Below are 21,092 nucleotides of genomic sequence, written 5' to 3'. Positions count from 1 at the left end.
CGCCGGCCTTCACCGGCGTTTTTTACACATGTTTACTTGGAGATGAACATTTGCGTCCAGTAGTGGCCATAGGAGCCACCTTTGGTGTAGCCGACGCCGATGTGGGTGAACTGGTCATTGAGAATGTTCTCACGGTGACCCTCGCTTTCCATCCAGCCCTTCACCACCGCTTGTGGGGTGGTTTGTCCGGCAGCGATGTTTTCCCCGGCGGCCCGGTACTGAATACCAAACTCCTGCATCATTTCAAAAGGGGACCCGTAAGTGGGAGACTGATGGGAAAAATAGTTTTCATCCCGCATATCTTCGGACTTGGTCCGGGCCACGTCAGCCAGTTCCGTATCCACTTTCAGCGGGTTCAGCCCCCTTTCGGTGCGTTCCTGATTCACCAGCTGTACCACCTCTTGCTCAAAAGCGGACAGGTCCTTCTCATCGGATGCGGCCTCGCTTGGTGACTGGGACGGGGTTGATTCAGCTGCCACCACCTGCCCTTCTTCCTTCCCGGATTCGGAAGGTGTCGGTACCCCCTCTGATTCTGGCTCAGGCAGAGCGTCATGCTGAGCCGCATCGGCATCCGGGTTGGAAGCATCGGCCTTTTCTCGATCCTGCGCTTGTTTCTGTTGGGGTGCTTGTTCATCAGGGGAAGGCTCTTCCCGTTCAACATCGGCCGGCTCCTGTTGTTCAAGGGAAGCGGAGGGAGATGGTTGCTCCTGCTGCTGTAGGTCCGCAGCCGGTTGAGCCGTCCCCTGCTCATCCCCCGCAAACAGCTTCTCTTGGGCGTACAAGACCCCGGCTGACAGGGATATGATAAGAGCGGTCACCCCTAAATAAAGGGGAAACCGACGTTTCCTTCTCTTTTTTCGGGGTGGTAAAGAGGATGGTTTAACCAAAGAAACGGCCTCCTTCACTTGGTTTTTATTCAATATACAGGGAGGATTGTCGATCAATGGGTCCCTGTATAGTAACGAGTGAAAGAGAAGAGCCGGTTTCCGGAATGGCAGATTTGGATAGATGTACCTGCAGCCACAAAAAACGGCCCTATCGGACCGTTTGCCTTCCTGTATGCTTATGAACTCCCTTTTTCACCGTCTTTGCTCCATCCCCAGCGTTTTTTGTGTGTTCCGTCGCAGAAGGGCTTATGCTTGGAGGCACCGCAGCGACAGAGGGTATAATGCTCCCGGCTTACCAACAGAACCGCCGACCCCTGTTCGTCTTCCAAGGAGATGGACCCGCGGAAGTGGAGGGGACCTTCTTCCTGCACCCGCACCTCCGGTTCATCGTGCCAATCCGTCACATGGTTCCCATCGATGGAATAGGTGAGAGCACCGGAAGGGCAATCCTCAATCACGTCGATGACGGCGTTCACATCCTGCGTACCATCTGGATCGATCCAGGGGCGCTTCCTGGGTTCAAAGACCCCTTTCAGCCGGCAAGCACCGTAATGAGCGCACAGATAGCGGTGATCATGAATCGTGATCTGCGCTCCCACATAATTTTCTATTCCCCGCCTCAGTTCCCTTTGACGGGTATCATCGAACCCGATCTTGGCATGGGTCCCATCACAGAAGGGCTTGTCAGAAGAATGTCCGCAGCGGCACAGCGCATAGTCGGTTCGTTCCGTCATCTTCTGGCCGGAGAAATCTTTCAGTATCGCCCCTTGCACCTGGATCGGACCGTTGGGTTGAAGCTCGCCTTTAGCCATACCATCCCATCCTATCGATTATAATCCGGGATAATGAAAAACCGGATGTTTGATCCCTTTTATTGTCTCCGGGACCGATGCTCTTATGAAAAAAATTCCTCTCGATCCGTCGAGAGGGGGACAGTTAAGGGGATTATGTGCAGGTCCCTTTAATAGCGAGCCGTCACCATTTTCTTGCGGGGTGTAAAACTCACCCCGTTTTAACTATGACCCGAAGATTTTCGAAACCTTCCTCTTTGGATTCATCATCCCGGTATCAGCACATAAACGTTGCCAGATCATCAGTTTTTGAAGCGCTTAAAAAGAAAGGATAATAAGTGGCCGAATTGGATCCTTAGCGAGGACATTTCATCCAAGAAAGAATCGATCAAACGACTTGGCGTCCATACCCCTTCGGAGCTTCTTCCTGATCCCCATGACGGCGGAAGATCTTTTCCAGCTGCTCCAACGAAAGCCCCTTCGTTTCTGGCAAGTATTTCTTAACAAAAGCGATTGCGCCAACTCCGACCACCGCGAAGAAGAAAAAGCTGTTTGACAGGCCGATAGAGGACATCATGACCGGAAAGGTTAATCCGACGAGGAAGTTTACCATCCACAGGCAAAACACAGAGACACCCATCCCGATCCCTCGTAGACGCAACGGAAATATTTCCGAAAGGATCAACCACGTCACCGGTCCGATGGCACCCTGGAAGAAAGCGAGAAAAATTACGGTCAGGCTTAAGATAATATAGGGCAATGCTGCCGAAGCATCAAGGGCGAGAGAAAATACCCCGATCAAGAACAGTGTCGTCGTGGTTCCGGTCAGGCCGATCAGCAACAGAGGCCGACGACCAAACTTGCCGAGGAGTTTAATGCCGGTCATCACAGCAAGGACCGAGATAACGCCGTTGGCGATATTACCGATCAGGGCTGCTTCTGTACCGAAACCGGCTTCTCTCAAAATTTCTGTTCCGTAGTACATGATCGAATTGATCCCCGTCATCTGCTGTACCACGGCAATCCCGATTCCCAAGAATACGATACGGCGCACCCACGGCACAGCCAAATCCTTTACCTTCGCCTTATTCAAGGCTGATTCTTCGGCAATTGCTTTCTCAATCTCCTTCAGTTCCTTTTGCGCTCGGTCCCGTTCCCGGATCCGTCGAAGAACTTGCAAGGCACTTTCCTTATTACCCTTTGACAGGAGCCAGCGAGGGCTTTCTGGCATTTTCAGCATACCGAGGAACAAAAAAATCGCCGGTGCGGTGGCGACGGCCAACATATATCGCCAAGCATGGGCGCTTTCTGCCATGATGTTGCCGATGACAGCGTTAAAAGTAAAGGCTAACAACTGTCCGGTCACAATCATCAATTCGTTTCGAGAAACCATTTGGCCCCGCCGTTCCGCAGGAGATATTTCCGCCAAATAGGTTGGCACGGTTACCGATGCACCGCCTACAGCAAATCCCAGCAGAAAACGAAAGATCACCATCACACTGACACTAGGAGCAAAAGTGCATCCAAGGGTGGTGATGATGAACAACACAGCGAGATAGATAATATTTTTCCGGCGGCCCTGATGATCCGAAAGGCGGCCGCCGAGTACTGCACCCAGCGCCGCTCCCAAAAGCAGCGAACTTGTAACCAGCCCCTCAGTAAAGGGGGTAAGATCCAATTCTTTCGTCATAAACGGTAACGCACCGTTGATAACACCCGTGTCGTATCCAAAGAGAAGACCACCAAATGTTGAGAAGATGATAATCAACTTAAGAAAGGATTTATGACTTGATTTCCCGTCGGGCATCACTCCACCATCTCCTTCCTTAATTGAAAGCGAGGATCTTTGGATACAGTAAACTGCTTTTGTTTTTGAAGCGCTTAAGAATTGAACCGCAAATTAATTATAAATCTCCACTTTAAATAAATCAATGTTATCGCCGATTCGATCTTATCGGCATTAACTTTGAGCATCAGAACGGTGTCCGCCGTGATATGTTCTCTTCGCGATCTCTGTTTCGGGACGCTGAACACATATGATGCTTTTTAAACGCTTCATCTATTTTATCGTTGTAGTCCACCTCCCGGGTTGTACAGTACTTGGAATGTTGCCGCCTTTTGAATATTCCAGGTTTCATCCGGGGAGGTGGTTATCCGCTTTTCGGAAAACATATGAATACCGTGTTCCAGACACTTTAAACGGTGTGGATACCAAGATCTAGTCACTCTTTCAAACTGCCGTCCCCTCCCACCTCATCAGCAATAGGAGTCTCGGAATTCCGACTAGATCGACTCCTTTGCACCTTAGCGGTTCGACACCCAAAACTCCTACCTTCCCTTGACAATGTTCTCTACCTTTTTCTTTTTTTGGTTGGTGGAGAGGCTATGACTTTTTAAGCGCTTACATTTCGTCGTACAGAAAGGGGTTAGCCGCTTCAAAATTGTGAAAAGGAAGGCCGGCCATGATTTAAAATCGGCAGGGACCAGTCGATTGCCGAATGATAAGATCCGGCAACAACACAATCCGTTGTTTTCGAGTGCTTTTCCCTTCGATCTCCTCTATGAGCAAATCGACGGCTTGCGAGCACATATCTTGAATCGGCTGTTCAACAATTGTCAACGGTGGATCACTGCTCTTCGACAGCAGGGTGTTGTCAAATCCAGCGACGGAGAGATCACCAGGGATGCTTCGGTTTTTCTTGCGGGCGGCTAAAAACGAACCGATCGCTAGAATATCATTACAGGCGAAGATGGCGGTGGGGGGGTGGGAGGTATTTAACAATTCATCCGCCAGACGTTCCCCATCTTCAAAGCTGGAATCACTGGTAACAATCAAATCTTCATCAATCTCGATCCCTTGATCCTGAAGCGCATGCTTATATCCACGAATACGCTCCCGACTGCTAATGGCTTCTTCCGCGATGACAGCGATTCTCTTATGGCCGAGGGAGATCAGATGAGAGGCGACCTGATATCCGCCGGTAAAATCATCGACTGTGACGCTGTTTACCGATACGGCAGGATGGGAAACTGCGAGCAACACTACCGGTGTCTGCTCTCCCACCAATTCTTTTACCACATCCACATTTTTGAGATCGCCGGCGAAGATAAAACCATCCACACGTTTTTGTCTCAATAGAGAGGTATAAAGAGCTTCCTTTTCCTTGTCAGAATCGGTACTACAAATCACCACATTAAAGCCGCGTTCATGGGCCCGATCTTCCACCCTGCGCGCCATTTCTGCAACAAAAGGGTTGGCCAGATCGGGCAATAAAAATCCGATCGTCGTCGTACGTTTTCCGGTCAAAGCAGAGGCAAGCAGACTGGGCTTGTAATTCAGCTCTTCCATCGCTTTCAAAACTTTTTCTCTAGACTTTTTACCCACTTTTTGGTTATTCATCACATAGGAGACCGTAGCGATGGAGACACCTGCTTTCTCTGCCACGTCATAGATGGTCGGTTTCATTTCTCATGCCTTCTTTCCACGTTACCCTTATATGAAGCGCTGAGCATCAGCTTACCCAATTTATCTCAACGATTCAAGACTGGATCGTACCCGTTGATTTGTTGTTTTTGTCCGCAAAAATCGGTTTTTCGATCATCCTTCAAGCATTGGATAAAAGCGATCACTTCATTCAGATAAGCGGTCTCTACCCGGCCGGAACATCGGGGGTGATATCACCAGGATCTAAGGTTAAGTAAATGCTTGATCCACATCATTAAAGTGGCTCCTTTACGAGCCATTCCTTAATCGATCAGCCTTCCCTAAAACTATTGAGTCCTTCCCAGGGGTGTACGACCTGTTCCGCTCACCCTTCTTCGCCAAATGGCGTCTTTTTTAAACACTTATAAAATCGCTTTTTGATTGTAAATCAGGATTTTATCAATTGCAATGGTTAGAAATATTGGATTACCAAAGTAAGCGCCTTGCGAATGGCAAGAGGAGAAGCGTTTATTATGAAGCGCTTAAAGAAAATGCGAGGTTGCAAATTTAACTATGGTTGAACCAATTACAGTTTTAATAGTTTTTTTGATTCATCCACAGGTCGGCTATATTTCATCTCTGGGGACATCTAAACTTTTCGGCACCATACTCGGCAGGCCAACCGATTGTTGCAGATCCTGGTTCGCCTGCCGATAAGGGATTGTCAAACCGACACAACCTCAGTGGTCTGGCCACCGGAATCACGTTGTCAGCCTGACAGGTGGGTTTATGCTGGCTGCCTCCTTCGGCCTCTTTGGAATGGGGCTATGCTGTTATTGGAATTGATCCAGCTCATCTGCCCAGCCATCACATGAACAGGTATTCACTGCATCAACAACATATCGGATTCATAAGAGGCGTAATCGTTCCAGTGCAAAAATTGCACCACTTGAAAGGCCAAGTTTTTGCCAGGATGTTTGCGGGCGGAGAGGGCGTCGTCGCCGGCGACCACGGCGAGGCGGTCGAAAAATTCCTTGGTTTCCTCGTACAGGTCCTCTTCGAAATGCATCGCTTGATTGCGCCCGTGGCGGATGATTTCCTTCAGGGTAACCCTTTGGCCGTTCCCCTGTATCTCTTTGCCAGCCGGCCAATTGTTAAAGTCACCGTGGACGATGGACATTCCTTGTTTGGCGATCTGAAGTAAAGCACCGCTCAGCACCTGGATCGAATTTACTTTAATCTCCTTGGCCATGATCAGCTCCTCGATCTTGACATCCAAGTCCTCTTTCGTCGTTCCGATGCCCTTATGGGAGACCGGAGCATAACAGGATTCCCGCTGTTCCTTCACCTGTTCGTGCTCCTGCAGCAAGCGGGCATACTCTTGTTTTTGCTCCCAGACGAGACGAAGCAAGTTCTCCGACGCGTAGCGGGTGTTTTCCAGATAAAACTGCAGATCCACGGAGCATCACCTCGATGAGTGGTTTCTCTCTCCATTCGGGAAACCGGTTCGAATTTCCTGTGTTCACTTAAAAAAAACGCCTCTTTCCCAAAAGGAAAGAGGGCAGAGAGCCGATGATTATTCCTTGATATCGGATACTTTAACCAGCTGCTTACCCAGATTTTCACCTTTAAACAGACCCAGGAAGGCATCAGGGGCGTTTTCCAATCCTTCGACGATATTTTCGCGGTACTGAATCTTGCCCTGGGCCACCCATTCAGCCAGTTGGACCAAACCTTCCTTAAACCGATCCTGATAGTCAGATACGATGAATCCTTTCATCAACGCGCTGTTGATCAACAGGTTGGTCTGAACCCGGGGACCCTCATCGGGTTTGTCCAAGTTGTACAGGGCGATCTGTCCGCAAATGACGATCCGAGCGTATTTATTGATCCGACGAACCACATGATCGGAAATTTCGCCGCCCACGTTGTCAAAATAGATATCGACGCCATCAGGGCAGGCCTCTTTGAGAGCCTGTTTCACGTCGTCGGTCTTATAGTTGATCACGGCATCAAACCCGAGTTCTTCTTTGAGGAAACGGATTTTTTCCGGGGATCCGGCGATACCGACCACACGGCACCCTTTCAATTTGGCGATCTGTCCAACTACCGAACCAACGGCCCCGGCGGCTCCCGATACGACCACGGTCTCCCCTTGTTTCGGTTGACCGATCTCCAGCAAACCGAAATAAGCCGTCAAACCAGGCATCCCCAGGACCCCGAGAGCCGTAGTAGGGGGCGCCAACCGGGTATCCACTTGACGAAGCTCCTCCCCCTTGAGGACGGAATAATCCTGCCATCCCATCATCCCGGTTACGAGATCCCCCGCTTGAAAATCAGGATGTTTCGATTCTTCTACCTGACCGACGACGCCACCGGTCAACACCTGATTCAATTCAAAAGGAGCCACGTAGGATTTGGCATCGTTCATTCGCCCCCGCATATAAGGGTCAACCGAAAGATAGACGGTACGGACCAGCACTTCCCCTTCCTGAGGAGAGGGCCGAGGAGATTCCTTCATTTGAAAGGTGTTTTCATCAGGCCAACCTTTGGGGCGTTCCGCCAACAGAATCTGTCTGTTCGTCTGATCAGACATGTTTCATCCTCCATTCGTCACCCATTATTTCGATACACAAAATATAGTACCCGTTTTTGTTTACTTTTCAAACTACCCTTCATACAATTCCGTTTTGCTCATTCGGTAGTCTGTCACTCGAAAGCCTAGGGAGGCGTACAGCTTAACCGCAGCCAAGTTGTTGCTGGTGACGAATACATGGCGGTGAGAGACACACCGCTCTTGAAACCACCGTTCTCCCCGAGCCAACATCGATTTGGATAGGTTCCGTCCGCGATAATCAGGGTGAAGATAAATCTCGTTAATAAATCCTTCCCTGCGAAAGGTCAGATGATCGTTCCGGATCTCCGCATACAGAAAGCCGACTAGAATATCGTCGGTATCGGTAAACACCAACAGCAAGGCATCCGGATCCTGTATCCGCTTCCGCAACTCCTCCGCCCACTTTTTACCCACTTGTTCCCGTTCCAATAATCGATTCCAATACTCCGCGTCATATCTTCTTCCGTGCAGATCGGACCAAAGCTTGTAATGGGCGCGCATCAGGTCTAGGTGAAAACGCACCACGGTTTCTTCATCTGACTCCGGATCATAAAACCGCGGTTTCAGCTGTTGAAATCCCATATTTCGCCCATCCTGTGCACCCTGGTTATTCATACTCTTACTCACCGAACCCCTTCTACTCATTTTCAAAAACCTAGTTCCCAAGTTCGGTTACCACCGACTGAATGGGCGTACATTCATGTCCGATTATATCCCTTTCTCTCTGTTGATGAAATAGAAGAATCAGAGTATTTCATGACCTGCAAAAAGCAAGACCCGCTCCCGAGGAGGGCCGGGTCCTGCTTTTTGCTAATATACGGCCTAAAGGAATTCTCCGATCCATCAATCCTGGACTATTCGTCAGGCGGCCAGTTTTACCCGACGGTCCAGCTCGATTCGGTTCCACCACATCCCTCCGAAAAAGAAGGCAGCGGGAACGAACAGAGCAAACAAACGCCAATCCATCATTTCCGTGTAAAACCCTTTGGAAGCTGCTAGTACAGCACAGAGTAAGATGGCGGCCAAGGGATAAAAACCAGGTTCCGTCATGTGCAGCTTGCCGAGTAAGAGGAAAAGGAGCGGTGCTGCCACCACAAAGTAAAGCACTCCTCCAATCACCAGGGTTTCGGAGACCAGATACAACGCCAACAGCAGGACCAATGCCGGATCGTAGGCTTCTATTATGGTGGTGATGTAGAGGCCGCAAATCATGATTTGAAAGCCGAGTCCGATCACAAAGGAGGTAATGGAGATCACCAACAAGGATTTGAACATGCTTGACCCTCTTTCTTTTCTCTTTCCTCCATTCTACCTATTTACCATTTTTTGGCAAGGATGTTTTTATGTGTAAACCTTTTTCTTTACCCGGACTTCCTGCAGTCGGTGTCGGTCCACCTCAAAACCGATCCCCGGACGATCCCAGGGAACTTTAATGCTCCCCTCTTCCAGAGTGATCTCCGGTTCAATCACGTCTTGATGCCAATATCGGTTCGAGGCGGATATGTCTCCTGGCAGGGTAAATCCGTCCAGGGAGGCGAGTGCGATACTGTGAGCCCGACCCACCCCCGTTTCCAACATACCGCCACACCAGAGGGGGATGCCGCGATCCAGGCAAAGATCGTGAATCCGTTTCGCCTCCGAAAGGCCCCCAACCCGAGCCGGTTTTACGTTGACGACGCGGCAACTGCCCAATTCCAACGCTCTCCGGACATCGGCAGCAGAGTGAAGACTTTCATCCAGACAGATCGGGGTGGACAATTCCGCCTGCAAACGGGCATGATCGACAATATCGTCAGCGGCCAGAGGTTGTTCCAACATCATCAGGGAAAAGTCGTCCAGCTGTTTTAAGTGATCCACATCCTCCAGAGTGTACGCGGAGTTGGCATCAGCCATCAGGGGAAGATCGGGAAACTCCAACCGGATCCGCTTCAGCACTTTTATATCAGCCCCCGGTTTCACCTTTACTTTGACGCGGCGGTAACCTTGCTCTACCCGACAGCGAATCGTCTCCACCATCACCCCCAGATCGCCGGCACCTACCGCTACCCCCGAAGCGATCTGCTCTCTTGTCCCGCCCAAGGCACGAGCCAAGGGTATCCCCTCCGCCTTGCACCAAACATCCCAAACTGCCCCCTCAATCGCCGCCTTAGCCATAGGATGGCGGCGGATCGGTTGAAAACGCTCCGCTACGTCCCTAGGATGGTGCAAAGACGTATGCAGGAGGCGGGGGATCAGAAAATCTTCCATCACATGCCAGGCAGTGCCGATCGTCTCTTCGGTGTACCAGGGGGAAGAGAAAGCACTGCACTCCCCCCAACCGATCCGACCGCTCTCATCCTCCACTTCCACCAGGATCAGCTCTCGGTCGGTCACCGTGGTCAAACTGTTGGTAAAGGGTGTTTTCATCCTCATCTGAATCTGATGGAGAGTGACTTGATGAATGATCAACGTCGGGCCCACTCCCCTTGGGAAGCCCAGCGAGCCAGTTCCCGCCGCAGAAGCTTATTGGATGCGTTTTTGGGCAGTTCCTTCACAGGGTGAATACGGATCGGCACTTTGTATCGGGCCAACCGTTCTCGACAATGGGAAAGCAGCTCATTTTCATGGAAGTCGGCTCCGTCTTTTATGCTTACAAAACCGACGGGAACCTGACCCCAGGTGGAGTCGGGGATACCGGTCACCCCGGCGTCTGCCACCGACGGATGGGCAAGCAATACTGCCTCTACCTCGGCTGGATACACGTTTTCCCCGCCGGAGATGATCAGGTCTTTCCGCCGATCCATCACGTATAGAAAACCGTCAGCATCCAGATAGCCGAGATCACCGGTGTAAAGCCAGCCGCCGCGAATCGCCTCCCGTGTCGCCTCTTCCCGCTGCCAGTAGCCCTGGGTTACATTGGGACCCTTGACAACGATCTCTCCCGTTTGCCAGGCCGGCGCTTCCTGACCCTCCTTTACGATTTTCAGCTCCGCCGGAAACAGGGGCTTTCCTGCCGAACCCAGTTTCTCCAGACTGTATTCCGGAGCCAGGGTCGCGATCTGGGAAGCGGTCTCCGTCATCCCGTAGGTTTGAAACACCGGGACCCCTTTCTCTGCACAGCGTTCCAAGAGCGGCTTCGGCGCGGGCCCTCCTCCCAACAGCATGCCGCGGAAGGAATCGGGATACCCCTCTTCTCCCAGCTCGTCCAGCATACGGGTCAGCATCGTTCCCACTACAGAGACGATCATCACCCCCTCCTCCCGGATCGCCCGGTTGGCCTCAACCGGGTCGAAACGGGTATGAACAACGGCAGTCATACCATAGATAACACTGCGTATCAAGATCGATAATCCGCTCATGTGAAAGAGGGGGACAGCCGCCAACCATCGTTCATGGGGATCCAGACCCAGATTGAGAGCGGAAGCGGTGGCGCTCCACCAGTGGTTGCCCCAGGTAAGCATCACCCCTTTCGGCCGACCGGTGGTGCCAGAGGTATACATGATCGTGTGTAAATCTTGTAGGGAAACACGGGCAGGGAGCTCTATACCCATTTCCCGCTGTTGCAAAAGCTGTTGCCAAAAGATCATGTTCACACCGCTGTCGGGGGTTCCAGTCCGTGCCGCCTCTGCCTTCTCCCGATGAACCTGATCATAGACCAGCACCTTGGCTCCGCAATCTTCCACCTGCCAAGCGATTTCCCGCGGAGCGAGCCGGGTATTGAGTGGGACCAATACCGCTCCCAGGCGGGTCACCCCGTGAATCAAGGTGACCGTGTGAACCCCGTTTTGCATCAGGAAGGCGACACGGTCCCCCTTCTCGATGCCCAATCCAGCCAGCTTTGCCGCTATGCTGCGGGCTTCCTCTGCCAGCTCAGCAAAGGTTCGCCGCTCCATCCCGGAGATAACCGCCGTCCGCTCCGGTGTCAAGCGGGCCCGTTGATCCAGCCAGGCAGGCATCGTTGTTTCCTGTTGCAGTGAAGACATACACCTTCAACCTTTCCGTAAAACCAGTTTCGCTTTCTCCTTATATTATAACGGATTTCCCTCAATGGGAGGCATGATCCCAAGAGACGGGGACTTGTCGATCTCCGTTATGTCCATTACAATCAAACTAACGACCGTTCGTTAGGTGGTGTGAACCCATGTCTGCGCAAGGGATTATCGACGCGTCATTGCGGCTTTTTGCCCAGGAAGGCTACAATGGTGCCTCCCTCGCCCGAATCGCCGACGAGGTGGGAATGAAAAAGTCATCCATCTACGCACACTTTTCGGGTAAAGAAGATCTGTTTCTGAAGGTGTTTGAACAGGTTCTCCATCATCAGCTGGAACGGACGGAACAGCTGGCCGCGGATATTAAACAACTTTCTGTCGAGGAGCGGCTGTACCGCATCCTTTTGGACAATATCCAATATTTTTTGGAAAGGGAAGAGGAGACTGCTTTTTTGAAGCGGGCGATGCTGTTTCCCCCCGCTTCCTTGAAAGAAAAGCTCCGCGCCCGGTTCTTAAAGTCGGAAGAGATGCTGTCTGAGCTTCTCTCCTCCATCTTTAGGGAAGGAATCCGCAGTGGACAGATCCGCCCCCTGGCGCTGGAGGATCTTCTCGCTTCCTATTACTGCCTGCTGGACGGAGCTTTTATCCAGCTCTTTTATTATGGCCGCACGGGGATGGAAACCCGTGTCGACTCCGTATGGAAGATCTTTTGGTCCGGCGTGGCCGACCATCGAAACGGAGGTTGATCACATGGCTTGGTTTATCTTAGTGATCGCAGGCATGATGGAAACAGTCTGGGCCATTGCCCTTAAATACAGCCACGGTTTCACCAAACTGTGGCCGACCCTTATTTTTCTCTTGGCGGGCGGCCTCAGCTTTTGGCTGCTCTCCCTCTCCCTCCGAACCCTCCCCGTAGGCACCGCCTATGCCATCTGGACAGGGATCGGTGCCTTGGGAACGGTGTTGTTCGGCATGTTTTTTCTGGGGGAATCCAAAGACTGGATCCGATTGGTTTTTCTTTCCCTGCTCATTTTCAGCCTGGTCGGACTGCAAATCACATCAGAAACTTAAATCAACCCACCGTCTCTAAACAGGAGGCGGTGGGTTTCTACAAACAGCTACCTTTGCCGGAGCAACGCTTCAATACGATCCAATTTTTGGTTGATCTGTCGCATCAAAGACAAGTGCTCGTTGAGAGCCCTTTGCGCGTACTCCGGCATCAGGCTCGCCTCGGCTTGTTTTGGAGCTGCCCACGGCGGGGGAACCATTCCGTACATCTTGTTCACTCCTCCCATCGTTCCTTCGGAAACAATGTATGTACCCAGACGGAGTCTGTGCCTTTCTCACGCTAGAAAAAAACGTCCCTCTCCCGTCGTAGGGGAAAGGGACGTTTCATCTTGGTTTACGGGAAACGGGGGAACTGACCGAAGTCCGGTTTCCGTTTCTCCTTGAAGGCGTCACGTCCTTCTTTGGCTTCATCAGTGGTGTAGTAGAGCAGGGTGGCATCGCCTCCCAATTGCTGCAGACCGGCCAACCCATCGGTGTCGGCGTTAAAGGAAGCTTTCAGGAAGCGAAGGGCGGTCGCCGATTTCTCCAGCATCTCTTCACACCACTTGATCGTCTCTTCTTCCAGCTTCTCCAACGGTACCACCGTATTGACCAGCCCCATGTCCAGGGCCTCCTGGGCGTTGTACTGGCGGCACAGATACCAGATTTCGCGGGCTTTTTTATGTCCGACGATGCGGGCCAGATAGCCGGCACCATATCCGGCATCGAAGCTGCCCACTTTGGGGCCGGTCTGACCGAAGATCGCGTTATCGGCGGCGATGGTGAGATCGCAGACCACATGCAACACATGTCCTCCGCCGATCGCGTATCCGGAAACCATGGCCACCACCGGTTTCGGGATGGTACGGATCAGCCGTTGCAGATCGAGCACGTTGAGACGCGGAATCTCGTCTTCACCGACATACCCGCCATGCCCGCGCACCGACTGGTCACCGCCGGAGCAGAACGCTTGGTCCCCTTCGCCGGCCAAAATGATCACACCCACTTCCGCGTCGTCACGAGCGCGAGCAAAGGCATCGATCATCTCATTGACGGTGCGGGGGGTAAAAGCGTTGCGCACTTCAGGACGATTGATGGTCACCTTGGCGATCTGATTGTACTTCTCATAGCGGATCTCCTGATACTCGCGTACCTGTTTCCATTCCACAGACAAAGTTTCATCCTCCTTCGATTACAAGACATGAGTGAGGGCAGCCCTCCCGGTCAGGGAAGACCGGGATCCACATCCGATCCTGACAACACATCCATAATAATCGATGAAAACAGATCGGGCTGTTCCACATGAATGGTGTGACCGGCAGCGGGAACCGCCACCCACTGGGCACGGGGGAATGTTTCCGTCATCTCTTCCGCGATCCGGTGGTATTTGTGATCTTCCTCCCCAGTGATCAAGGTTACCGGGCGGTCAAACTGATGCAAATGATCCCACCAGGAAGGCTGAACGCCGGTTCCCATCCCCCTGAGGCTGGCCGCCAGCCCCTGGGAGCGCTGCTGCAGACGAATTGCCCGAGCCCGCTCTCGCACCGGTTCCGGAAGCCGTTTCTGAGTAGCGAACAGGGGAAGCTCCTCCCAAAAGCGAACGAAGGCCGCCACACCTTCCCGCTCGATCCGGTTCGCCAAAGCCTCATCCCGCTCCCTCCGTTCCCGGCGCTCCCGTTCCGTTTTCAGTCCGGGAGAGCTGCTCTCCAGCACCAGCTGATCCACCCGGTGAGGACACATGAGGGCGAAGGAGAGAGCGAGTCGCCCCCCCATGGAGTACCCCAAAACATGGGCGCGTTCAACGCCCAGCTGCTCCAACAACGCTTCCAAATCAGCCGCCACCAGCTTCATCTGATAACGGGAGGGGTCCTTTGGCGCATCGGTCCGGCCGTGGCCGATGATATCAACTCGGATCACGCGGAACCAACGGCTCCAAGCGTTGACGAAGGGCTCCCAGACAGCGGCGGAGCCTGTAAAACCGTGCAACAAAAGCAGGGCAGGGCCATCGCCGTCCACCTCCACATGGTAGCGGACCCCATGGATGGTGAGCTTCATCCCGCTTCCCCTTTCAGCCGCTTCTGCACCGACTCGGCAACCTCCTGCCACAGCCGCCGGTGGAGCCGAACATTCTCCTCCCGATCGGTGCGGACCTCGATCACGGTCAAGCCGGTTTGCCGCAAACTATGGGTGTAAGCTTGCCGGAAAGCCTCCCAGGAATCCGGCCGTTCAAAATGGCCGCCATACATCGGTACCACATGGGCGTAATCCAGTCCCATCGGAGTACCGAAGAGGGTTTCAAAGGTTGCGGGGTCCGTTTGACTTGCCTGAGGCAGAAAAGAAAAAATCCCACCGCCTTCATTATTAACCACGATAATAGTGACATCCAAAGAATACAATTTGGCAGCGAGAAGACCGTTCAAATCGTGATAGAAAGAGAGGTCCCCCAACACCAGGGTGACCCGGTTGCCGGCTGCTCCAACTCCCATAGCAGTAGAGACGACTCCGTCGATGCCGTTGCCTCCCCGGTTGCCCATGGTCCGAATCTGACGGGGCGAATTGAGCAAAAAGGTGTCCAGATCGCGAATCGGCATACTGTTCCCAGCAAAGAGAACACTTCCCTCTGGTATCTGTTCCGCCACTTCCGTAACGATGCGCCCCTCGAAGGGCTCCTGAAATCGGCTGGCTGTAGCCAGCCGTTCCCGGGTCCGCTGATTTAGATCCTTCCAGAGACGAGACCAGGAGGTGTCTTCACAAGGAGCGCTCCCCAATCGCCGGAGAATCCCTTCACTAAACCGGACCGGATCAGCATACATCATATCCGAACCTAAGAGGGTCGGCTCCCGCCAGCCACCGTCAGGATCCACCACGACTTGACGGCAATCGGGGTGATTTTTTAAGTATAACAAGTACGCTTTGGAGACAGGCATGGCTCCGAAACGGATCACCACCTCCGGCTTCAGCGCTTTCACCGCCTCGGGATCCCGTAAAAAGGCATCGTACCCCTCGAGGATCCACTCCTTTGAATGGGAGCCGTTCCGAAGTTGAGAAAGGGGATCCGCCAACAGAGGAAAACCGAGGGATGCAGCTAATCGGTGGAGACTCTCACCGAGACGGGGATCCTCCTGGGGACCGCAGACAATCAGCCCTCGCTCCACCTCGGAAAGCTTCTCCGCCCACTGATCCAGTTCTTCTTCGGACAAAACCTTTTGTCCGGCGGAGACCCGGACATAAGAGGTAGCCACCTCCTCTTGCCTCCTCCGCCCCCCTTCCCACAGGGAGGCGGAGGTGAGGTCCGGGGTCAAGGGCTCCCGGAAGGGAAAATTGAGGTGGACGGGACCCGCCGGCCCCTCCGCTGCGGTGGCGATGGCCCGAGCGGCAGTGGTTCGGGCGTAGCGAAGCATCGCTTCTGATGACTCCGGCAACGCCATCTCCACAAACCATTTGACGTGAGATCCATACAATCCCAGCTGATCGATTGCCTGAGGAGCCCCCACATCGCGCAGTTCGTGGGGACGATCCGCTGTCATCACCACCAGGGGCACACGAGCCAGCTTTCCTTCCACCACTGCCGGAAAATAGTTGGCCGCCGCCGTGCCCGAGGTACACAACAGCGCCGCCGGACGACCCATCGCTTTCGCCATGCCCAGCGCATAATAAGCAGCAGACCGTTCATCCACATGGATCCACGCTTTCAGGCGGGGATGAGCCAGGATCGCCATCGCCATTGGCGTCGACCGGGAACCGGGGCTAATCACTACATCTTGCACACCACTTTCTGCCAACTCATCCACAAAAGCACCTACGTAAGCGGTCAAGGGATCTATCGGACTCACCGCTTCTTCCCTCCCAAAGCCAACAACATCGGCTGAAATTTCATTCGCGTTTCCTCATACTCACTGACCGGATCGGAATCTCCCATAATCCCGCATCCGGCGAAGAGGGAGGCGCTTTTGTTCCGAAGGAGCCCGGAGCGGATGCCACAGGCAAACTCTCCATCCCCTCGGAAATCCAACCAACCGAGGGGAGCAGCATACCACCCCCGATCCATCGCTTCCATCTCCCGTATGCGGGAAAGGGCACGCTCCTGTGGATAGCCTCCCAGTGCAGGAGTAGGATGGAGGCGTTCCACTATGGACAACAATGTGGTGTCCGGATGGGCGGTGCCCTCCACAGGGGTAAACAGGTGCTGAACATCCCGCACCTTGTACAAGACTGGTTCCTCTGGGACCTGGATCGACGTGCACCCTTCCCGCAGCGCTTCCACGATCATATTGACCACGACAGCATGCTCCTGCCGGTTTTTGACGTCACGCAACAGCTGAGACCCCAATTCCTGATCCGCAGCCGGATCGCTCCCGCGAGGATACGTCCCCGCCAGACAAGTGGAATACAGGTGATGTTTCTCTTTTTTGACCAACCGTTCCGGAGAAGCCCCCACAAAGCAGGCATCGCCTCGCTCCACCGCAAACAGAAAACTGTGGGGTTGCTGCTCTTGTAACCGTTTGAGTACGCTGGCGGGGCGGATGGTTTCCTGTGAATGGAGACGCAGCTCCCGGGCCAGCACCACCTTCTCCAGCTGCCCCTCCCGGATTTCCCGAGCCGCCTGGGCCACCGCCTGCCTCCATCGTTCCGGTTCCACTTCAACAGCATCGTAAGATGGGTGTGTTTCCGGAATATAACCTTGTACGGCGGCATCTACCAGTTGATCTTCTTCTTCCGCCAACCTTTGCGACATCTCTTCAGGGTCGTCTTCGGGTGTGATCACCGCATTGACCGTCAACCACACGCCGTCTCTCACGGCGGTCAGCAGAAAGCGAGGCAAGATAAAGGACGCATCGGAGAAGCCCTCCCATAGAGAGGTATGTTCCCCGATAGGATCAAAGGAGAATCCCCCCATCAAGAGCGGACCCGCCCCTCGTGGTACGTCGGCAGGTTCCCGCAGAGCTCCTCTGATCAGCTCGGCCCAATCTCTTTCCACTTTTTCATAGCGGTTTTTCGACTGCGGCCCGGATTCTGTCCTCCAGGCCGTTCCCAAGCCGACCAACGTCTCCTCCCGTCCGGGATCGGACCAAAAGTTTCTCGCTCCCTGGGTACCGGCTCCAGACGCAAAAAAAGAGAGCGGATCCAGATTCGGAGCCCGGCGAGTGCGGCTCACCAGTACCGGGCGGTTGGATCGACAGGCTCTTTTTGCTCCTTCCTCCAACCCAGAGAGATTGTCCAATTGTTTCATGGTCGACACGGTCGTTCCCCCCATCCGTTCCACGCCGGGAGCAACACAGCCCCGGCCAATCGGGGAGCCCACAGCTCCCAGGTCGATTCGATCTATGATCAAGCTCTGTTTTTCAAGACACAAACCAAATTAAGTATATCGAAAATGCCGCCGCTTTTCTACAGATTCCACATATCCCCTCTTCCTCCATGGAGAAATTGACGTTGGAGTCCTATCAGATTTAAAGGTATAATATGGTCGGATTTCAGTAGAAGGAGAGAAGGAGATGAACCGGCAATCAACGCAAGCCGGAAAGCCCTCGGCGAAAAAAGATTGGCAGGTCTGGTGGCAACTGTTGCGCCCCCACACCTTGACCGCCTCCTTTGTTCCCGTTTTGATCGGAACCGCCCTGGCTCTTCCGGTGACACGAATTCATATTCCCTTGTTTGCAGCCATGTTAATCGCCTCGATTCTCATTCAAGCAGCTACCAATATGTTTAACGAGTACTTCGATTTCAAACGGGGACTGGATAACGAAGAATCCGTCGGCATCGGCGGCACCATCGTCCGACACGGGGTCTCCCCTCGCACGGTGATGACGATCGCGATCAGCTTCTGTGCAGTCGCAGTCCTGTTAGGTGTCTATATTTCTATGGAGAGCAGCTGGTGGCTGGCCGCGATCGGCTCTGTCTGTATATTGGTGGGGTATCTGTACACAGGAGGACCGCTCCCGATCGCCTACACGCCTCTGGGCGAAGTGGTATCCGGTCTGTTCATGGGACTGGGCATCATCCTGATCGCCTTCTTTATTCAGACGGGAACCGTCACTGTGGAGAGCGTGCTCATCTCCATTCCCTTTGCCATCCTGATCGGAGCTATCATGATGTCCAATAATATACGGGACCGGGAAGGGGATGCTGAAAACGGCCGCAAAACCCTGGCCGTTCTCATGGGGCACAGCAGAGCGGTCCGCTTTCTGGCCGGCATGTTCGTCGTCTCATACCTGTGGATCATCGTTCTCGTGCTGACGGAAGAAGCCTCCCCGTGGCTGTTGTTGGTCTTTTTGAGCGCACCCCAAGCGATTCGGGCTGTCCGGGGATTTCGGGGACGCTTGCGCAATACGGAAATGATGCCAGCGATGATCTTAACAGCCAAAGTAAACACCCTGTTCGGATTGCTACTGGCAGCGGGACTGCTGTTGGAGTACTTGGCCCGCTCCATTTAGAAGCGTTGTGATTGTTGGTTAGGTTCTATAAGATGTAAGGGGAAGTGTTTACCCGAAAAAGCGACTTTGCGGACAGCAGTCGGAGCAGCTTCGGGTAAAAATGCCGCCACTCTTTTTTCACAACGCTTTTCGATTGGCAACCCGTATGTTTTTTCGCTGCCGGGAAAGGGTAGAAGATAACCAAGATCCTGGGGAGGAGGGTCTCTATGGAACGATATACGGTTGTACCGAACCAAAATGCCACTCGTTGGTTTGTCATGGTGGAAGATATTGCCGCCCTCGGATTGTACGACCGGAAAAGCAAAGCGGTTAACGCCGCGGTGCTGATGGCCCATGAGAATCCTCCCAGTCAGGTGATTGTGATGAACAACCTCCACCAGCCGGAAGAATATCGTTACTTTTAAACCACTGCCCTGCAAAGCCGAGTGTCGGTTTGCGGGGCTTTTTGGTATCAAAAAACCGGCGGATCGCTCCGCCGGTTAGTCATAGGATGGTTATTTCTCTCAGAGGGCTTGGCTCCAATCGATAGACGCCGAACCCTCCAAGTATTTTTCGCAATCCATCGCTGCCATGCAGCCGGTACCGGCGGCCGTGATCGCCTGACGGTAGATGTTATCCTGAACATCGCCGCAAGCGAAAACCCCTTCGACATTGGTCCGGGTGGTACCGGGAACCACCTGGATATAACCCTGCTCATCCATCTCCAGTTTTCCCTTCAGGAAGTCGGTGTTGGGGTGATGGCCGATGGCGACAAAGATCCCATCGGTTTCCAGCAATTCCTCTTCCCCGGTCTCCTTGTTATGCACCTTCAGCCCTTTGACACCGCCTTGTTCATCGGGGACAACCTCCGTCGGCACCCGATTCATCGCCCAACGGATCTTTTCGTTAGCTTGAGCGCGATCCTGCATGATTTTAGAGGCGCGCAATTCATCCCGACGGTGAACAATAGTCACTTCCGAGGCAAATTTGGTCAGAAAAGTGGCCTCTTCCATGGCGGAGTCGCCGCCACCTACGACAATGATCTTTTTCCCGCGGTAAAAGAACCCGTCACAGGTGGCACAGGTGCTGACCCCTTGTCCCATGTATTCCTTCTCGCCAGGAATCCCCAGCAATTTCGCCGAAGCCCCGGTGGAGACAACCAGCGCTTCTGCCTCTACTGTTCCTTCCCCTTCGACGGTCAAGGTAAAAGGACGTTTGGACAGATCCACATCCGTCACCCAACCCCTTTTAAATTGGGCACCGAAACGCTCCGCCTGCTTCCGCATATTTTCCATCAATTCCGGACCGAGAATCCCGTCGGGAAAGCCCGGAAAGTTTTCTACATCGGTAGTGGTGGTTAGCTGACCCCCGGGCTCCTGCCCCTCGATCACCAAGGGTTCCATATTGGCTCGTGCCAGATAGATGGCCGCCGTCAACCCCGATGGACCGGTACCGAGTATGATCACTTTATGCATGGGTTAAAACCTCCTACACCTGATGATTCATATGGATTCCAAAAGGTCTACGCTTCATCTGTTCCCGATGTCTGCCTTCATCAACCATAAACATGGTCAATCGCAGACACCTTTTTTTCCCTCCGCCTTTAAGCGCTGAATCTCATCTTGTTGATCCGGCAGGGTGCGAAGGAAGGAAAGAAAAAAGGGATAATCCCTTCCATCCAGTGAATAGAATACCCACTGACCCTGACGGCGCTCCCGGACCAACCGTGCCTGTCTCAGTTTTCGCACGTGTTGGGACACCGCCGGTTGGGTCATTTTTAAAATCTCCACCAGTTCCCCCACACATAGATCCTCTTCTTTCAACAAGGCGAGAATCCGCAGTCGGGTCTTATCCCCCAACGCTTTGTGGCAGTCTGCCAACTGATCAAAATCCATGACCACCACCTCACCGATATATAAGCATATTCTTATATTGTTTGTCAAAG

General features: G+C 53.2%; 21 protein-coding genes. 4 read left to right on the top strand and 17 right to left on the bottom strand.

What is annotated here, in order from left to right; genetic code table 11:
* Window positions 1-32 precede the first annotated feature (32 nt).
* From BLP91_RS17125 to BLP91_RS07045, 10 genes are all read right to left on the bottom strand, one after another.
* Entirely contained in the window at window positions 33-887 is an 855-nt protein-coding gene (locus BLP91_RS17125) for a CAP domain-containing protein (protein WP_245662182.1), read from the bottom strand.
* Window positions 888-1,063: 176 nt separating this feature from the next.
* Window positions 1,064-1,699 carry a CDGSH iron-sulfur domain-containing protein gene (locus BLP91_RS07085; RefSeq protein ID WP_091568209.1) on the bottom strand — a complete coding sequence of 212 codons (636 nt, stop codon included), beginning with the start codon at window positions 1,697-1,699 and terminating at the stop codon, window positions 1,064-1,066.
* Between the two features lie 367 nt (window positions 1,700-2,066).
* Window positions 2,067-3,485: a sugar porter family MFS transporter gene (locus tag BLP91_RS07080; protein ID WP_091568207.1), complete on the bottom strand. Its 1,419-nt coding sequence runs from the start codon at window positions 3,483-3,485 to the stop codon at window positions 2,067-2,069.
* 660 nt (window positions 3,486-4,145) lie between these two features.
* A complete protein-coding gene (locus tag BLP91_RS07075; RefSeq protein ID WP_091568204.1) occupies window positions 4,146-5,144 on the bottom strand; it encodes a LacI family DNA-binding transcriptional regulator in 999 nt (332 codons plus the stop codon).
* An 841-nt stretch (window positions 5,145-5,985) separates the two neighbouring features.
* Window positions 5,986-6,561: a hypothetical protein gene (locus tag BLP91_RS07070; RefSeq protein ID WP_091568201.1), complete on the bottom strand. Its 576-nt coding sequence runs from the start codon at window positions 6,559-6,561 to the stop codon at window positions 5,986-5,988.
* Between the two features lie 117 nt (window positions 6,562-6,678).
* Window positions 6,679-7,698, bottom strand: a complete 1,020-nt coding sequence (locus BLP91_RS07065) for an NADP-dependent oxidoreductase (protein ID WP_091568199.1) — start codon at window positions 7,696-7,698, stop codon at window positions 6,679-6,681.
* 72 nt (window positions 7,699-7,770) lie between these two features.
* On the bottom strand, window positions 7,771-8,301 hold the full coding sequence (locus tag BLP91_RS07060; protein WP_176757884.1) for a GNAT family N-acetyltransferase: 531 nt from the start codon (window positions 8,299-8,301) through the stop codon (window positions 7,771-7,773).
* A 279-nt stretch (window positions 8,302-8,580) separates the two neighbouring features.
* Window positions 8,581-8,994, bottom strand: a complete 414-nt coding sequence (locus BLP91_RS07055) for a hypothetical protein (protein WP_091568194.1) — start codon at window positions 8,992-8,994, stop codon at window positions 8,581-8,583.
* 66 nt (window positions 8,995-9,060) lie between these two features.
* Complete coding sequence (menC, locus tag BLP91_RS07050; protein WP_091568191.1) at window positions 9,061-10,167, bottom strand: o-succinylbenzoate synthase; 1,107 nt, start codon at window positions 10,165-10,167, stop codon at window positions 9,061-9,063.
* Window positions 10,164-11,681 carry an o-succinylbenzoate--CoA ligase gene (locus BLP91_RS07045; RefSeq protein WP_245662181.1) on the bottom strand — a complete coding sequence of 506 codons (1,518 nt, stop codon included), beginning with the start codon at window positions 11,679-11,681 and terminating at the stop codon, window positions 10,164-10,166. Before BLP91_RS07045 ends, menC begins: the two co-directional genes overlap by 4 nt.
* Before the next feature lie 158 nt (window positions 11,682-11,839).
* Here BLP91_RS07045 and BLP91_RS07040 point away from each other — a divergent pair, with 158 nt between their 5' ends.
* Both BLP91_RS07040 and BLP91_RS07035 read left to right on the top strand, forming a co-directional pair.
* Window positions 11,840-12,433, top strand: a complete 594-nt coding sequence (locus tag BLP91_RS07040; RefSeq protein ID WP_091568188.1) for a TetR/AcrR family transcriptional regulator — start codon at window positions 11,840-11,842, stop codon at window positions 12,431-12,433.
* A gap of 4 nt (window positions 12,434-12,437) precedes the next feature.
* Window positions 12,438-12,758 (top strand): DMT family transporter, encoded by a 321-nt coding sequence (locus tag BLP91_RS07035; RefSeq protein WP_091568185.1) that lies wholly within the window; start codon window positions 12,438-12,440, stop codon window positions 12,756-12,758.
* Between the two features lie 47 nt (window positions 12,759-12,805).
* Here the strand turns inward: BLP91_RS07035 and BLP91_RS16725 are convergent, their stop codons facing one another.
* From BLP91_RS16725 to BLP91_RS07015, 5 genes are all read right to left on the bottom strand, one after another.
* A complete protein-coding gene (locus tag BLP91_RS16725) occupies window positions 12,806-12,964 on the bottom strand; it encodes a hypothetical protein (protein ID WP_176757883.1) in 159 nt (52 codons plus the stop codon).
* 125 nt (window positions 12,965-13,089) lie between these two features.
* Complete coding sequence (gene menB / locus BLP91_RS07030; RefSeq protein WP_091568182.1) at window positions 13,090-13,908, bottom strand: 1,4-dihydroxy-2-naphthoyl-CoA synthase; 819 nt, start codon at window positions 13,906-13,908, stop codon at window positions 13,090-13,092.
* Between the two features lie 50 nt (window positions 13,909-13,958).
* Window positions 13,959-14,789, bottom strand: a complete 831-nt coding sequence (gene menH / locus BLP91_RS07025; RefSeq protein ID WP_091568180.1) for a 2-succinyl-6-hydroxy-2,4-cyclohexadiene-1-carboxylate synthase — start codon at window positions 14,787-14,789, stop codon at window positions 13,959-13,961.
* Window positions 14,786-16,567, bottom strand: a complete 1,782-nt coding sequence (menD, locus tag BLP91_RS07020; RefSeq protein ID WP_091568177.1) for a 2-succinyl-5-enolpyruvyl-6-hydroxy-3-cyclohexene-1-carboxylic-acid synthase — start codon at window positions 16,565-16,567, stop codon at window positions 14,786-14,788. Before menD ends, menH begins: the two co-directional genes overlap by 4 nt.
* On the bottom strand, window positions 16,564-17,964 hold the full coding sequence (locus tag BLP91_RS07015; RefSeq protein ID WP_245662189.1) for an isochorismate synthase: 1,401 nt from the start codon (window positions 17,962-17,964) through the stop codon (window positions 16,564-16,566). The genes menD and BLP91_RS07015 overlap by 4 nt, the downstream gene beginning before the upstream one ends.
* A 265-nt stretch (window positions 17,965-18,229) precedes the next feature.
* Here BLP91_RS07015 and BLP91_RS07010 point away from each other — a divergent pair, with 265 nt between their 5' ends.
* Window positions 18,230-19,168, top strand: a complete 939-nt coding sequence (locus tag BLP91_RS07010) for a 1,4-dihydroxy-2-naphthoate polyprenyltransferase (protein ID WP_091568172.1) — start codon at window positions 18,230-18,232, stop codon at window positions 19,166-19,168.
* A gap of 206 nt (window positions 19,169-19,374) precedes the next feature.
* Entirely contained in the window at window positions 19,375-19,572 is a 198-nt protein-coding gene (locus BLP91_RS07005; protein WP_091568168.1) for a DUF2188 domain-containing protein, read from the top strand.
* Window positions 19,573-19,671: 99 nt separating this feature from the next.
* Here BLP91_RS07005 and trxB read toward each other — a convergent pair whose 3' ends face one another.
* The gene (gene trxB / locus BLP91_RS07000) at window positions 19,672-20,622 is read right to left on the bottom strand and encodes a thioredoxin-disulfide reductase (protein ID WP_091568165.1); all 951 of its coding nucleotides are present in this window, start codon (window positions 20,620-20,622) and stop codon (window positions 19,672-19,674) included.
* A gap of 96 nt (window positions 20,623-20,718) precedes the next feature.
* Window positions 20,719-21,042 (bottom strand): ArsR/SmtB family transcription factor, encoded by a 324-nt coding sequence (locus BLP91_RS06995; RefSeq protein WP_176757881.1) that lies wholly within the window; start codon window positions 21,040-21,042, stop codon window positions 20,719-20,721.
* Between the last annotated feature and the right edge of the window lie 50 nt (window positions 21,043-21,092).

The sequence above is a fragment of the Melghirimyces thermohalophilus genome (assembly GCF_900102685.1).
Lineage (GTDB): Bacteria > Bacillota > Bacilli > Thermoactinomycetales > DSM-45169 > Melghirimyces > Melghirimyces thermohalophilus.
Note: the sequence above shows the minus strand (reverse complement) of the source record. Positions and strands in the feature narration are given on the sequence as shown.

Coding starts and splice junctions, on each gene's coding strand:
- BLP91_RS07085 (WP_091568209.1), bottom strand. CDS start 1,699: ATGGCTAAAGGCGAGCTTCAACCCAACGGTCCGATCCAGGTGCAAGGG.
- BLP91_RS07080 (WP_091568207.1), bottom strand. CDS start 3,485: ATGCCCGACGGGAAATCAAGTCATAAATCCTTTCTTAAGTTGATTATC.
- BLP91_RS07075 (WP_091568204.1), bottom strand. CDS start 5,144: ATGAAACCGACCATCTATGACGTGGCAGAGAAAGCAGGTGTCTCCATC.
- BLP91_RS07065 (WP_091568199.1), bottom strand. CDS start 7,698: ATGTCTGATCAGACGAACAGACAGATTCTGTTGGCGGAACGCCCCAAA.
- BLP91_RS07060 (WP_176757884.1), bottom strand. CDS start 8,301: ATGGGATTTCAACAGCTGAAACCGCGGTTTTATGATCCGGAGTCAGAT.
- BLP91_RS07055 (WP_091568194.1), bottom strand. CDS start 8,994: ATGTTCAAATCCTTGTTGGTGATCTCCATTACCTCCTTTGTGATCGGA.
- BLP91_RS07045 (WP_245662181.1), bottom strand. CDS start 11,681: ATGTCTTCACTGCAACAGGAAACAACGATGCCTGCCTGGCTGGATCAA.
- BLP91_RS07040 (WP_091568188.1), top strand. CDS start 11,840: ATGTCTGCGCAAGGGATTATCGACGCGTCATTGCGGCTTTTTGCCCAG.
- BLP91_RS07035 (WP_091568185.1), top strand. CDS start 12,438: ATGGCTTGGTTTATCTTAGTGATCGCAGGCATGATGGAAACAGTCTGG.
- BLP91_RS16725 (WP_176757883.1), bottom strand. CDS start 12,964: ATGTACGGAATGGTTCCCCCGCCGTGGGCAGCTCCAAAACAAGCCGAG.
- menH (WP_091568180.1), bottom strand. CDS start 14,789: ATGAAGCTCACCATCCATGGGGTCCGCTACCATGTGGAGGTGGACGGC.
- BLP91_RS07015 (WP_245662189.1), bottom strand. CDS start 17,964: ATGAAACAATTGGACAATCTCTCTGGGTTGGAGGAAGGAGCAAAAAGA.
- BLP91_RS07010 (WP_091568172.1), top strand. CDS start 18,230: ATGAACCGGCAATCAACGCAAGCCGGAAAGCCCTCGGCGAAAAAAGAT.
- BLP91_RS07005 (WP_091568168.1), top strand. CDS start 19,375: ATGGAACGATATACGGTTGTACCGAACCAAAATGCCACTCGTTGGTTT.
- trxB (WP_091568165.1), bottom strand. CDS start 20,622: ATGCATAAAGTGATCATACTCGGTACCGGTCCATCGGGGTTGACGGCG.
- BLP91_RS06995 (WP_176757881.1), bottom strand. CDS start 21,042: ATGGATTTTGATCAGTTGGCAGACTGCCACAAAGCGTTGGGGGATAAG.